We start from the raw sequence: 13,747 nt of genomic DNA, 5'->3' as shown, positions 1-13,747 counted from the left end.
TGACAAAATACGATTTTAAATGTAAGTAGGGGCGTATTGAATACGCCCTTGTAAGTAAGACGATAGAAACATATACCGCTCGTAAATCATTTTGTGGTGTTCGGTGCCGAAGAAGCTTTTGATGCTTTTGGGTGATTGGATTGCAGGTAATAGCTAGGACTATTGCCAAAATTAAATCACTCAAAAGAGCGTAAAATTCAATGGTAGAAATGCTGTAAAATGGTTTATGGGCGGTATGGTAACCAATGAAAAATAAGTTGTACTACTTATTACCTCGCCCCTTGCGGGAGAGGTCGTGCAGCATTAAGCTGCGCGGGTGAGGGGTGATTAAAATTCAACTTATTTTTTATCATGATATAAGGAGCCTATATGCCTTTTGTGCCGCATACCGAGCGTGACATTGATATGATGCTTTATACGATTGGAGCAAAAAAAGTTGAAGACTTGTTTGATGAGATTCCCCAGTCGATTAAAAGTAAAAGCCATTTAAATTTGTCAGATGGTTTAAATGAGTGCCAAATGCATCGTTTGTTTAATGATAAGTGCGCTAAAAATATTCCACAAACCAACTTTATTGGTGCGGGTGCTTATCAGCATTACACGCCTGCGATTGTCACTGATGTGATTAGTCGTGGTGAGTTTTATACTTCATATACCCCATATCAGGCAGAAGCTTCACAAGGGACATTGCAAGTGATCTATGAATATCAGACAATGATTGCTTCATTAACGGGTATGGATATCTCTAATGCCTCGATGTACGATGGTGCTACAGCGTTAGCTGAAAGCGTATTGATGGCAGTGCGTGCTAATAAGAAAATCAAAAGTAAGAAAGTGCTGATTACGGATGCGATTTTCCCGCAGTATGTTGATGTGATTAAGTCAATGACGCATGCCCAAGGGATTGAACTTGAGTTTTTAACGCCAAATCCAAGTGTTGGTAAAACTGAAATTGATGATTTACCTGAAATTGAAGTGGGTGATTATGCCGCTGTTATCGTGCCGCAGGTTAACTTCTATGGTCAGATTACCGAGTTTGATGCAATAACCGATTGGGCACATGAATCTTCAGTAATGGTTATCGGTCTTGTTAATCCAATGACGCTAGGCTTGTTAAAAGCACCTGGCTATTGGGGAGAAGAGGAAGATGGTGCCGATATTGCTTGTGGCGATGGTCAAAGTCTAGGCTTGCCTTTAAGTGGAGGTGGTCCTTATTTTGGTTTTATTACCACCAAGGAAGAGCTATCGCGTCAAATGCCAGGGCGCATTGTCGGACGCACGGTTGATGTTGATGGTAAAGAAGCGTTTTGTTTGACACTTCAAGCGCGCGAGCAGCATATCAGACGCGCGAAAGCGACATCAAATATTTGCTCAAATCAAGGCTTGCTTGTCACAGCGGCAACAGTTTATATGACACTAATGGGGGCTGTTGGCTTAAAAGAAGTGGCATTACAATCGCACCAAAACACGCATCGATTGATAGAGAAGCTATCAAAGATATCAGGTGTTAAAGTTCGTTTCACACATAATTATATGTATGAAATGGTTGTGGACTTGCCGATTTCGGCCAAAGAAGCAAAGGCGCTTGCGACGAAAGACCAAGTTCAGTTAGGTTATGATCTTGGGCAGTTTGATGCTCAACAGACCAATAGCTTATTGGTATGTGTCACTGAAGTGCACAATGAGACGGATCTAAATCGCTATGTCGATGTATTAACAAAAGTTCTAGCAACCTGTGCAGCAGAGGTATAATCAATGACAGTTAGTTTTGAAAAATCAGCGGAAAACCGTAGAGCAAATTCACAAAAATGGGCAGTGTCAGATATTATCCATTTTGAGCAAAAGCATTTGCGCGATGATAAACCCTTATTACCAGAGTTAGGTGAGCTTGAAGTCTTACGTCATTTCACCAAGTTATCGCAAAAGAACTTCTCGATTGATACGCAGTTTTATCCATTGGGTTCATGCACGATGAAATACAATCCACGTATTGCATTGAAGTGTGCGTTTAACCCATCGGTCTTAAATATCCATCCTTATCAAGATGAGTTGACACAGCAAGGTCTGTTGGAGATGCTCTATGAATTACAGGAAATTTTAAGCGAAGTCACTGGTATGGATGGTGTGTCACTTGTGCCTTGTGCCGGTGCTCAAGGTGAGTTTGCTGGAGTGCAGATGATCAGAGCGTATCATATTGCTAATAATGAAGCGCATCGCAATGAAATCATTGTGCCGGATGCCGCACATGGCACAAACCCTGCAACCGCGGTGATGGCAGGGTGCAAAGTGATTGAGATCCCAACATCACTTAAAACAGGTGATATTGATATTGAGGCTTTAAAGAAAGTCCTAGGACCTAATACGGCAGGCATTATGCTAACCAACCCATCAACGATGGGCGTATTTGAGCGTGATATCGAGCAGGTGGCTAAGCTTGTGCATGAGGCGGGTGGGCTTTTGTATTATGATGGTGCGAATTTGAATGCGATTATGGGTAAAGCTAAACCAGGCAAAATGGGCTTTGATGTAATGCATATGAATGTTCACAAAACCTTTGCCACACCGCATGGCGGTGGTGGACCAGGCGGTGGGCCTATTGCCGTGAATAAGCGTTTATTGCCTTATCTGCCAGTGCCAACCATTGTTAAAGAGGGTGATATCTACCGCATTAAAGGTAAAGAGGCAATTCCACAAACCATTGGTGCAATGCATGCCTTTATGGGTAATGTTGGCGTATTAATCCGTGCTTATGTTTACCTTAAAACATTGGGTGGCAATGGTTTAACCAAAGCCTCAGAAATCGCTACGTTAAATGCCAACTATATGATGGCACGTTTAAAGTTGGCAGGCTTTACAATTGCATTACCTAATCGTCGCGCGTCACATGAGTTTATTGTTTCATTAGCACCTGAGAAAAAAGCCTATGGTGTTAATGCCAATGATTTTGCTAAGCAACTTTTGGATCATGATATGCATGCGCCAACGATGTATTTTCCATTGTTGGTGCCTGAGTGTTTATTGATTGAGCCGACTGAGACGGAAACGCGCGAGCAAATGGATCAGTTTGTTAATGCGATGATTGAAATTCGTGAGTTAGCACGAACAAATCCTGAGAAAATGAAACAAGCGCCGTTAACGCAACCGGTAAAGCGCGTTGATGATGTTAAAGCCGTGCGCGAGCTTGACGTTGTCTTTGGGCAGTGCTGTTAAAGTGACCTGAGCGTAAGTCGAATGCAAGTAAGAGTTATGTTGAGCGTTTGTTTGCAATATTTGAGTGAACAAACGCCACGATAATTAAACCAATCCCAATTGTTCCTGTTAACCATTCTGGTACATGAGTGTAGATCTTGATAAACATAATAATCGCTAAAAAGCCAATGGCGTAATGTGCGCCATGCTCAAGATAGCGAAATTTCGTTAAGGTTTGATGCTCAACAAAGAAGATGGTCAGTGAGCGCACATACATCGCACCAATACCCAAACCAATCATGATAATAAAGATATTTGTTGAAATGGCGAAGGCACCAATAACACCATCAAAGCTGAAAGATGCATCTAATACCTCAAGATATAAAAAGCCCATAAGACCATTTTGCATAACCTTGCCCGTCATATTGCTACCAAAGGCGTGGTTTAAAATACCTAATGCTTCATGCACCATTAAGCCCATTAAAAAGGCAAGTGCTAGTGTACCCCCTTGATTGCTATCCGCATTGTAAATAACGATAAAACCAATAATTAGTGCAAAGATAATATAACCACCTGGGTAGTGACGAATCAGGCTAATAAATTTATTTTCTTCAATCGCTGGGATCCAGTGAAGATCATGTTTCTCAGCAACGAAAAACTTCAAAAACACCATGATCAGAAAGCCCCCACCAAATGCGCAGATCGTAGGAAAGCCAAGCTCTAAGGCGTGTTGATAAGCCGCAGGATCATTAGTAGCTAGCTTAAAGACATCAAGAAAGGATAGGCTTGTCGTCACACTGACCAAGAGGATAGGGAAGATTAAGCGCATACCAAATACAGCAATTGGCAAACCAATCCAGATAAATATCTTCTGCCACTTTTTTGGCATATTTGCCAATACTTTGGCATTAACGACCGCATTATCAAAACTCAATGAAATCTCCAAGAGTGCCAAAACCAAAATCAAATAAAGCGCATAGGCTTTGTGTGTTGGTTCAAGCATGACTGCGGCAATAATGCCAACAATCGTAATGAAAAAAGCACTGTAAAAATACTTAAGGTTTTGATGCATGTTTATTATCCTTCTATCCTTGCCATTGTTTCATTTGAGGTAAATTTAGCCCAAAAACATCGAGTGTACGATAAACAAAGTCATCGATGATGTCATCAAGCGTTTGCGGTTTGTGATAAAAAGCAGGTACAGGCGGCATGATAATCGCACCTGCTAATGTTGCTTTTTGCATATTTTCAATGTGTATTAAGCTAAAGGGAGTTTCTCTTAAGCAAATAATCAGTTTACGTCGCTCTTTGAGCACGACATCCGCAGCGCGCGCAATTAACGAATCCCCTATGCCATTGGCAATTTCAGCCAAAGTTTTGGTCGATGAGGGGATGATAATCATGCCATCGGTTGGGTAAGAGCCACTGGCAATTTTAGCGCCAATATCAGCATTAGCATAATAGCTATGTGCTAAGGATTTGATCTCTTGTGAGCGATACGCTGTTTCGTATTCACGTGTCATTTCAGCGGGTTTTGATACGATTAAATGCGTTTCAATGCCTTGCACTTTTAGAACTTTGAGCATTCTGACAGCATATTCAATGCCGGTAGCACCGGATAACGCAATAATAATTCGATTATGTTTAAGCATGTGCTTGAATAATAAAGTCATCATTTAAATTGGTTGGGAGTATATACCCACCGTAAACCATTTTACAGTATTTCTGCCATTGAATTTTTTGCGCTTTTGAGCGATTGGATTTTGCCAATAGTCCTAGCTATTATCTGCAATCCAATCGCTCAAGATCATCAAACACTTCTGCAGCATTAAACATTGAGAAATGATTTACGATGGGTATATATGACAGGTGCGGTATTTTATAGATGTTTTTGTAGGGGCGTATTGCATACGCCCAATACTTTATACATCTGATTATTTACAGCCAGTTTAAGGGCTTCAAAGTGCGATAAAGACTAAAGAGAAAATAGACCAAAATATAACTAACAATCGTCCAAGTCAAAAGGGCATTAGATATTGGCCAAATAAGCGCTGAAGCAATCGTTGCCGCGCCCCATATCAATGTGTAGATAAACATCAATGAAATAATTGATTTACGCTTGCTTAGATAATTCATTCGTGATGGGTAGATGTATTTAATCGGCACAAAGGTCAAAATCGTCAGAGCGACAATAATTACAAAGTTAGTGGTTCCCGAGAACTGGAAATAAATCAGATAATAAATTGCCAGATTCCAATAGCTTGGAAAGCCTTTAAAGAAGTGATCTTTGGTTTTAGCATCAAGTTGGCAAAATTGATAGCATGAGGCAAGCATGATCAAGATAAGCGCAAGTGTTTTAAAGCCATCAGGTACGACGTCGGTGATATAAACCCACACAGCAGGGATAACCGCGTAATTGGTAAAATCAATAATATTATCTAATAAGCCACCATCTAAAGGGGCTAGCTTTTTGATATCAACACGACGTGCTAATGTGCCATCAGCGGCATCAATTAAAATCGCAATGACGACATATAAAAAAGAAAGCTTTAAATAATGGATATAATCAAGATGGTTTCCTAATAGTTTAGCCGCATAAGCTTGTGCTGAGCTGGTTAGTGCCAGTACCGAGAAAACAGCGCCACTAGCGGTAAATAAATGTACGAACCATGCGTAAATACGTTGAAAAAAAATAGGCATAGGTTTTTAAAGTAAACTCAAAGTCCGCATAGGGTAGCAAAAAAACCTTAAGATAGGAAGTTGTAAAAATTATTCTGCCTTAACGTGAAGAAGGCTTTGGGCTGCTTAGGCTTTTGAGTCATTATCGATCCCTAAATCTGCCCAGATCGCATCAATCTTATCAATAATATCTTGGCGCATGGTGATCACTTCTCCCCATTCGCGCATTGTTTCACCAGGGAGTTTATTGGTTGCATCTAGTCCCATTTTCGAGCCTAGGCTAGCAACAGGCGAAGCAAAATCCAAATAATCAATCGGTGTATTATCGATCAAGGTCGTATCTCTTGTCGGATCCATACGAGTGGTAATTGCCCAGATCACATCCTCCCACGAGCGGGTATTGATATCATCATCAACAATAATCACAAACTTGGTATACATGAATTGGCGCAAGAATGACCAAACACCCATCATCACGCGTTTGGCGTGTCCTGGGTATTGCTTTTTGATACTAATGACTGCCAAGCGATAGGAACAACCTTCAGGTGGCAAATAGAAATCAACAATCTCAGGGAATTGCTTTTGAATGATGGGCACGAATATCTCATTAAAGGCAACACCTAAAATAGCCGGCTCATCTGGTGGTCGCCCAGTATAGGTGCTGTGATAAATCGGGTTTTTGCGATGAGTGATTTTCTCAACGGTGAATACAGGAAACTTTTCAACTTCATTATAATAGCCGGTGTGATCACCAAAGGGACCTTCCTCAGCGATATCATTGGGATATATAAAGCCCTCTAAAATGATCTCAGCATGCGCTGGTACCATAATATCTTCACCATGAAGTATCGAGGGAGTGAGCTCGGTCTTGCTACCACGCAATAATCCGGCAAAAGCATATTCAGAGAGCGTATCAGGAATGGGGGTCACTGCACCTAAAGTAGTCGCGGGATCTGCACCCAATGCAACACATACCGGAAAAGGCTTTTCAGGATTGGCTTTGCACCATGCTTGGTAATCAAGCGCACCTCCGCGATGATGAAGCCAGCGCATAATAAGGCGATTCTTACCAATAACTTGTTGGCGATAAATACCTAGATTTAAACGCTCTTTACGAATGCTATTGGTGATGGTTAAACCCCATGTAACAAGTGGGGCAATATCTCCAGGCCAGCAGGTTTGTATGGGCATTTGATAAAAATCAATGTCTTCTTTATTGATAATTACCTCACGGCATGGCGCATTCTTAATAATCTTAGGTGACATCTTTAAGACTTGCTTTAATATCGGCATTTTATCCCAAGCATCTTTAAGACCCTTTGGCGGTTCAGGTTCTTTTAAATAAGCCAAAAGTTTACCAATCTCACGCAGTTGACTGACATCATCTGCACCAAGTGCCAACGCAATGCGCTTTTCAGTGCCAAATAAGTTGGTTAACACTGGCATATGATGATTTTTCGGGGTTTCAAATAAAAGAGCGGGTCCTTTGTTGTGCAGTACGCGCGATGAGATCTCAGTCATCTCCAGAAAGGGCGATACTTCTTGTTTGATGCGTTTTAGCTCACCTATTTCTTCCAAGTGATCTAAAAATTCGCGTAAGTCTTTGTAGTTCAGCATAAATGTCTTATCAATTTATCTAAAGATGGCACTTATGGTAATGATTCACGATGCAAAAAAGCAAGTATGACGCTTTGATTTCTCAAAAGTGTAAAGTATTAACCGTCCCCTAAGCATAGTCGAAGGGTACGGTTGAGTGATTGCATAATGGCTTCAACTAACGCTCAGCCAACGTGAAATAACCTCCCCCTTGCGGGAGAGGTCGTGCCGCATAAGCTGCACGGGTGAGGGGGCTGAAAGCAACTGTTTTTGTTTGGCAATAGATAAACAACTGAAGATTTTGTAGTAGTGACTTCTTCATTTATCGAAATGATCAGGTTAGAATGTCTAGCATTGACGAATTTAATGAGTGCTTATACACAATGTCACTAGGAAAAGAAGATCTAAAACAGGCGGGATTAAAAATCACGCAACAACGATTGAAAATATTACGTATTTTTGAAGAATCAGATCAGCGCCATTTATCTGCTGATGATGTTTATCGAATTGTTAAAGAAAAAGAAGAAGATATCGGTATTGCGACGGTTTATCGCGTCTTGGCACAATTTGAGTCGGCAGGACTTTTGCAGCGCTTAAACCTTGGTCGAGAGCAAGCAGTGTATGAACTTGATTCGGATGATCATCATGATCATATGATCTGTGTTAAATGTCACAAAGTGGAGGAGTTTGTTGATCATGTGATTGAAGCAAGACAAATGAAAGCAGTCGAAGAGCTAGGCGGCAATCTCGTTGAGCATAGTTCCGTGCTCTATATCGAATGTAAGGATTGTTTGAGTAAACCAAAGAAAAAATAAAGAAGGATAAAAAGCGCGTGAGTTAGTGACTATTTTGTTGTCTGCAACTTTTGCCAATCATGTGCTAATAATGGATTCCACATCGCACCTGTTGCACTCATAGCAATATCAGCGCCCGCGTTTAGGTAATCATCAATATCTTCAGGGCAAACAATGCCACCCACACCGCAAAGCACAAAATCAAAGTGATTTTCTTTGCGTATCTTATGAATGCGTTTAGTCATTTCAAGCGATAGATCTTTAATGATACTACCGCAAATGCCACTGTTTAAGCGTCCCTCACCAGGAAGTGCTTGACTGTTATCTTTATTTCTTGCTTGCATTGAGATGGTATTAATTGCTGCAATTCCATCAACAAATGGCGCATTGGCTTTGATGATGTCATATGCTTTGGTCTCTTCTTTGATATAGCCCATCTTGATCATAAGCGGCACATCCTTGATCGCTTTTTTTACCGCTTGTGAGATCGTGCTTGAAAGCGCAGCATCTTGATAAATGCTACCTTCTTTAGAGACAACATTAGGGCATGAGTAATTAAGCTCAATGGCTTTAGCTCCCGCTTCAACCGCTTTTTGTGCGCAAAGAACAAAGTCATCGATAAAACTGCGATTTGTCACAGGTGTGCCAACGCATGAGACGATCATCAGCTGATTAGGCGCCATAAACGCATTGGCTTTGGCAATATCTGCTTGCCAGATTTCTATTGATTTACTTGGAATACCAAAAGAGTTAGTAATGGCAATCTCATGCGGTGTTTGTGGTGCTTGATCAAATGGGTAAATATTTTGGCCAATATCATCGATGGTTAGTTGCTTATGACTGTCAACCATTAAACAGTTCGGTGCCGGGTGCACTTTACGTTCAAGTGTGCGCACGGTTTTATACACCGGTAGATCAAAGCCTAACTGGGCATATAGCTTAATATATTCGGCATTAATTAAAGGACCCGCTGGCACGCCAATGGGTGAGTTTATTTGGTAGCCCCACAAGTTAATCGGTTTTAATGAAATGCGTGTGGGAATAGTAAAATCACACATGGGTCCATTGTTGTAATTCTCGTCATAAGACTTATGAATATCGTAAGTTGGATGTAACATAGCTGCTTCAAACTCAATTGATTTGTCACATGGTAGAGAAAAAAAAAGGAAATGCAAAGCGATTTATCGATGAATAATGACTCGTCCTTGTGTCATTTCTAATAGCGCTTGATAAGTGGTATCCCATTGTGATAATGCAATATCGAAGTGCAAGGTAATGTCATTGCCAAAGATTGAATCAATCGCTGTTAATTTAAGTGTGTGTAGCACTTGCTCAATTAATGCGGTATCTCTGTATTGATAGGTCAGGGAGAGTTTTTTGGTTGGTGTGAAAGTTACAAGCTGACTATTTTTAATGACTTCACTGGCTGCTTGACCATAGGCGCGTACTAAGCCGCCCACGCCAAGCTTGGTGCCGCCAAAGATTCGCGTCACGACAATGGCAGCATTAATGAGTTTGTTGCCTTGAAGGTGATTAAGGATGGGTTTTCCAGCGGAACCTGAAGGCTCGCCATCATCATTAAAACGAATCTGCTGATTGTCAAAGAGATGATAAGCCCAACAGTGATGATTGGCATTGGCATATTCTTTGGTCAGTTGCTGCAAGAAACGGTGAAGCGTGGATGGCTCTGTCAACGGCAGTAAATGAGCAATAAAACGAGACTTTTTAATCGGATCAATCTCATGCTGTGATATGCATTCAACGCTGTAATAATTTGCTGTCATAGTCGATGTTGTTGTCATTCTTAAGGTTCAATTAATGCAAGTATGGTGTTATTAGGCGCTTTATAATTAGGCTTTATAGTTAATAGCATATCCATTGGCATAATGCCAAGTTTATAACTATACTACGAAGCAATTTACTGCCTAAAGGTAAAAATTTTTAAAGGGAAACAAATGAAGGCAAATAAGATCATCAAACATTTAGCTTTATCAACCATATTAATGACGAGTACAGCGATGGCAAATATAAAAACAGGTTATGGCTATGTTGAAAATGTGTATATTTTACCAAGCAAAACGTTATTGGATGCCAAGCTAGATACGGGGGCTGGGGTTTCCTCGATTTCAGCGACAAATATTCACGTATACGAAAAGGATGGGAAGGAATATGTGCGCTTTGATGTCACCCATGAAGCGATAGAACAGCAGGGCAAGCGCAATAAAGATAAGGTCGAAAAGGTAGCATATGATTTGCCGTTAAAGCGTGAGATGAAGATTAAAAACCGTGCCGGTGAAGACACAAAAGATCAATATGATGAGCGCCCTGTGGTTGAAATGCCGGTTTGTTTTGATGGCAAAATCTATACGATTGAAGTTAATTTAACCGATAGAACGCATTTTGATTATCCGCTACTTTTAGGGCGTAAAGCATTGATTCAATTGGGTGCTGTGATCGATCCGGCACAAAAATTCACGGTGGATGGCAGTGCCTGTGAAGCGCTATTTGCTAAGATGGCAAAAGAGCAAGAGGAGAGAGAAGCAAAAGAAGTAAAAGAAGTAAAAGAAGCAACAATAAACAGTGATCAAAAAAATGATGTAACAGGAGTTTCTGATAACAAATCAAAGAAACTACAGAAAGAAAATGACGTTAGTGATGAAGCGTCAAATGATAGCAATACAAATGATATGGATAAGCAATGAGTAAAGTTAATAAGCAGTTTTTCACACTTTTGATCATTTTGTTGGTTGCAGGTATTGGTTTTAGTCTTTATCAGCATTTTAAACTTGGGCTGTCGTGGTGGCCGAATGATGAGAATATGACGTGGAAGTTTAATGCTGAGCTGCAGATTGTGCCAGATACGACGGATTCATCGCTTAAGGTGAACTTGTTGGTACCAAACTTGGTTAAGGCGGATGTACTAGATGAAAGTATTAATGCTTCAGGTTTTGGTAAGATTGTATTGCGTTCAGAGGATAAAAATAACCGTATGGCAGTGCTCTCTAAAAGCGAGGTTAATAGCAAGCAAACGGTAATTTATGATGTGACGGTGGCAAGTAATGCACAAAGTGCACCAAGCACCATCCCTGATCTTGAAAAAGAAAAAAAGAAAATAAAAGATATTCTAGAGCCTAAGAAGTTATTAACGTTGTTAACGACTGCCAAGGGGATTGCAGAGAAATCAGCAGATTCGCCCACCTTGATTGCGCAAGCCATCAACTTTATTAATGATGATGGTAATCTGTATTTCTGGCAGGAGATGACCAGTGGCAAGCCCACGGCAAAAACGCGCGCAAGATTGCTTAATTATTTATTAACTGAGCTTAATTTGCCGAACTTGATTATTCATGTGGTACCTTATGAGTATGAGGATAAATTGAGTCTTAAGAACTTGCCAACGTGGATTAAAGTTTACTATGGCAAAGATTGGCATACGTATGATGTTAGCACAGGTGAGTATATTGATAATCCTAATAGCAAAGCGATGACCTGGTGGAGTGGTAATGGTGATTTTGTCAATGTCCAGGGCGGGACAGTTAAGCTTGTATCCTTTACCGCAGCACAACAAAGCATCCCGATGGAGCGTTATCTGGATCTTAAAAATAATACTGTGAAGCAAAATATATATGAGTTCTCGTTACTTAATTTGCCTGCGCAAACACAGGAAATTTATAAAATCATTTTAATGGTGCCTTTTGGGGTGCTGATTATTTTGATTTTGCGCATTATTATCGGCGTGCCGACATTGGGTACATTTATGCCGGTATTGATTGCGTTAGCTTTTAAGGATACCACTTTGGTATGGGGAATTATCTTATTTTCATTGGTGGTCATTTTAGGGTTAAGCTTTAGAGCTTATTTTGAGAAATTACAATTATTGGTCGTGCCACGGCTTGGGATGCTTCTGTGTGTTGTTGTGCTTATTATGGCATTGATTAGTATTGCAATGCATAAGATGGAGCTATCTCAAGGCTTATCGATTACCTTGTTCCCAATGGTTATTTTAACCATGTCGATAGAGCGTTTATCGATTGTTTGGGAAGAACGTGGTGGCACTGAAGCCATTAAAATTGCGATTGGTAGTCTGTTGGCTGCAACGATCTGTTATATCTTTATCTTTAATGCCTATTTAGAGTATTGGTTTTTTACATTCCCAGGATTGCTATTAGTGGTCATGGCTGTGATGTTATTAATTGGACGTTATCGTGGCTACCGTTTGACTGAGCTTTATCGCTTTGAGGCGTTAGCACAGAAAATTAATGATCAGCAGCAAGGTAAAACGGGTAAAGGTGATCAGTAAATGTGGTGGATTAGTAAATGGCGTGCACTAAAACAAGCCGGTGTGCTGGGAATTAATAATCGCAATGTTGGCTATATCCAAGCATATAATGATCGCAAATATTATCCACTGGTTGATGATAAACTCAAGAGCAAATCCTTGGCACTTGAGCATGGTATTAATGTGCCTGAGCTTTATGGTGTAATTGGTTCAGAGCATGATAATAAAAACCTGCAATCGATCTTAGGCGATCGCCATCAGTTTGTGATAAAACCTGCGCAAGGTGCCGGTGGTGAGGGTATTCTTGTCATTACGCACTTTATTAATAATCGCTACCGTTTGGCAAATGGTAAATTAATGACGCTAGATCAGTTGCGCTATCATACTTCAACCACATTAAGCGGCGCTTACTCACTCGGTGGTCGTCCTGATAAAGCGATGATTGAATACTTGATTCAGTTTGATCCAACCTTTGCCAAAGTTGCCTATCAAGGGGTGCCAGATATTCGGATTATTTTGATCAAAGGCTTTCCAGTAATGGCAATGGTGCGTTTACCAACACAGCAATCCAATGGCAAAGCAAACCTGCATCAAGGTGCAATTGGTGCTGGCGTTGATCTAAAAACTGGTTTGACACTGCATGGTGTTTGGCATAATGAGATTATCACGCATCACCCAGACACCTTGCATGAGATTGAGGGAATTACCGTGCCACATTGGCAAGAGTGTCTAAAAATCGCAAGTGCTAGCTATGATATGACCAATTTAGGTTATTTGGGTGTTGACTTGGTGTTAGATAAAGATCATGGGCCTTTGATGCTTGAGCTTAATGCGCGCCCTGGTCTTAATATTCAAATCGCGAACCAAGTTGGTCTGGCAAAGCGTCATGCACTGATTAAGCCAGTGCTTAATGAGCCAATGACCAAGGAAGAGCGTATTAAATATGTTTTAGATCGCTTATAATTTTACTGGAGTTAGGCGTCTTAGAAAAACTATGATTTTATAAACACCCCGTCAGCCTACGGCTGCCACCCCTCTTGCAAAGAGGGGAATTGGGCGACGGTGATTTTAATTCCCCTCTTTGCAAGAGGGGTGCCGAGCTTGTGAGGCGGGGTGTTGAAATAGAAAAAGTGCGTAATTCCAGTTAGTGATAATAAAAGATCATAGTTTATTAGACATAATAAAAGCAGTGGCTATAATCAAATTAGCT

12 protein-coding genes are annotated in these 13,747 nt (G+C 40.7%); 6 read left to right on the top strand and 6 right to left on the bottom strand.

The annotated features are described in order from the left end of the window. Positions 1-369 precede the first annotated feature (369 nt). Positions 370-1,752: an aminomethyl-transferring glycine dehydrogenase subunit GcvPA gene (gcvPA, locus tag DNJ75_RS04430; RefSeq protein ID WP_117001977.1), complete on the top strand. Its 1,383-nt coding sequence runs from the start codon at positions 370-372 to the stop codon at positions 1,750-1,752. 3 nt (positions 1,753-1,755) lie between these two features. After that, on the top strand, positions 1,756-3,210 hold the full coding sequence (gene gcvPB, locus DNJ75_RS04425; RefSeq protein WP_117001976.1) for an aminomethyl-transferring glycine dehydrogenase subunit GcvPB: 1,455 nt from the start codon (positions 1,756-1,758) through the stop codon (positions 3,208-3,210). A 34-nt stretch (positions 3,211-3,244) separates the two neighbouring features. Here gcvPB and DNJ75_RS04420 read toward each other — a convergent pair whose 3' ends face one another. The 4 genes from DNJ75_RS04420 to ubiD form a co-directional block, all read right to left on the bottom strand. Continuing rightward, entirely contained in the window at positions 3,245-4,261 is a 1,017-nt protein-coding gene (locus DNJ75_RS04420) for a DUF475 domain-containing protein (protein ID WP_117001975.1), read from the bottom strand. 13 nt (positions 4,262-4,274) lie between these two features. After that, the gene (locus tag DNJ75_RS04415) at positions 4,275-4,841 is read right to left on the bottom strand and encodes a UbiX family flavin prenyltransferase (protein WP_117002047.1); all 567 of its coding nucleotides are present in this window, start codon (positions 4,839-4,841) and stop codon (positions 4,275-4,277) included. 286 nt (positions 4,842-5,127) lie between these two features. After that, positions 5,128-5,889 (bottom strand): CDP-alcohol phosphatidyltransferase family protein, encoded by a 762-nt coding sequence (locus DNJ75_RS04410; protein WP_117001974.1) that lies wholly within the window; start codon positions 5,887-5,889, stop codon positions 5,128-5,130. A 105-nt stretch (positions 5,890-5,994) separates the two neighbouring features. Further along, entirely contained in the window at positions 5,995-7,482 is a 1,488-nt protein-coding gene (gene ubiD / locus DNJ75_RS04405) for a 4-hydroxy-3-polyprenylbenzoate decarboxylase (protein ID WP_117002046.1), read from the bottom strand. 326 nt (positions 7,483-7,808) lie between these two features. On the opposite strand from ubiD, the gene DNJ75_RS04400 reads away from it, so the two are divergent. Continuing rightward, positions 7,809-8,279 carry a Fur family transcriptional regulator gene (locus tag DNJ75_RS04400; RefSeq protein WP_224742296.1) on the top strand — a complete coding sequence of 157 codons (471 nt, stop codon included), beginning with the start codon at positions 7,809-7,811 and terminating at the stop codon, positions 8,277-8,279. A gap of 29 nt (positions 8,280-8,308) precedes the next feature. Here DNJ75_RS04400 and DNJ75_RS04395 read toward each other — a convergent pair whose 3' ends face one another. Further along, positions 8,309-9,376: a beta/alpha barrel domain-containing protein gene (locus DNJ75_RS04395; protein WP_117001973.1), complete on the bottom strand. Its 1,068-nt coding sequence runs from the start codon at positions 9,374-9,376 to the stop codon at positions 8,309-8,311. Positions 9,377-9,439: 63 nt separating this feature from the next. Next, positions 9,440-10,060 (bottom strand): IMPACT family protein, encoded by a 621-nt coding sequence (locus DNJ75_RS04390; protein ID WP_117001972.1) that lies wholly within the window; start codon positions 10,058-10,060, stop codon positions 9,440-9,442. 153 nt (positions 10,061-10,213) lie between these two features. Between DNJ75_RS04390 and DNJ75_RS04385 the strand changes: the two genes are divergently transcribed. From DNJ75_RS04385 to DNJ75_RS04375, 3 genes are read left to right on the top strand one after another with little or no spacing between them, the layout of a single operon-like run. Continuing rightward, the gene (locus DNJ75_RS04385) at positions 10,214-10,960 is read left to right on the top strand and encodes an ATP-dependent zinc protease family protein (RefSeq protein ID WP_117001971.1); all 747 of its coding nucleotides are present in this window, start codon (positions 10,214-10,216) and stop codon (positions 10,958-10,960) included. After that, entirely contained in the window at positions 10,957-12,558 is a 1,602-nt protein-coding gene (locus tag DNJ75_RS04380) for a UUP1 family membrane protein (protein WP_117001970.1), read from the top strand. Before DNJ75_RS04385 ends, DNJ75_RS04380 begins: the two co-directional genes overlap by 4 nt. Continuing rightward, a complete protein-coding gene (locus DNJ75_RS04375; protein ID WP_117001969.1) occupies positions 12,559-13,500 on the top strand; it encodes an alpha-L-glutamate ligase-like protein in 942 nt (313 codons plus the stop codon). The last annotated feature ends 247 nt before the right edge of the window (positions 13,501-13,747 follow it).

The organism is Cysteiniphilum litorale, assembly GCF_003428165.1.
GTDB classification, from domain to species: domain Bacteria; phylum Pseudomonadota; class Gammaproteobacteria; order Francisellales; family Francisellaceae; genus Caedibacter; species Caedibacter litoralis.
This window is presented reverse-complemented; position numbering and strand designations above follow the sequence as displayed.

Bases quoted from the DNA above. Each gene is read 5' to 3' on its own strand.
- gcvPA (WP_117001977.1), top strand. From the start codon at position 370: ATGCCTTTTGTGCCGCATACCGAGCGTGACATTGATATGATGCTTTAT.
- gcvPB (WP_117001976.1), top strand. From the start codon at position 1,756: ATGACAGTTAGTTTTGAAAAATCAGCGGAAAACCGTAGAGCAAATTCA.
- DNJ75_RS04420 (WP_117001975.1), bottom strand. From the start codon at position 4,261: ATGCATCAAAACCTTAAGTATTTTTACAGTGCTTTTTTCATTACGATT.
- DNJ75_RS04415 (WP_117002047.1), bottom strand. From the start codon at position 4,841: ATGCTTAAACATAATCGAATTATTATTGCGTTATCCGGTGCTACCGGC.
- DNJ75_RS04410 (WP_117001974.1), bottom strand. From the start codon at position 5,889: ATGCCTATTTTTTTTCAACGTATTTACGCATGGTTCGTACATTTATTT.
- DNJ75_RS04400 (WP_224742296.1), top strand. From the start codon at position 7,809: ATGTCTAGCATTGACGAATTTAATGAGTGCTTATACACAATGTCACTA.
- DNJ75_RS04395 (WP_117001973.1), bottom strand. From the start codon at position 9,376: ATGTTACATCCAACTTACGATATTCATAAGTCTTATGACGAGAATTAC.
- DNJ75_RS04390 (WP_117001972.1), bottom strand. From the start codon at position 10,060: ATGACAACAACATCGACTATGACAGCAAATTATTACAGCGTTGAATGC.
- DNJ75_RS04385 (WP_117001971.1), top strand. From the start codon at position 10,214: ATGAAGGCAAATAAGATCATCAAACATTTAGCTTTATCAACCATATTA.
- DNJ75_RS04380 (WP_117001970.1), top strand. From the start codon at position 10,957: ATGAGTAAAGTTAATAAGCAGTTTTTCACACTTTTGATCATTTTGTTG.
- DNJ75_RS04375 (WP_117001969.1), top strand. From the start codon at position 12,559: ATGTGGTGGATTAGTAAATGGCGTGCACTAAAACAAGCCGGTGTGCTG.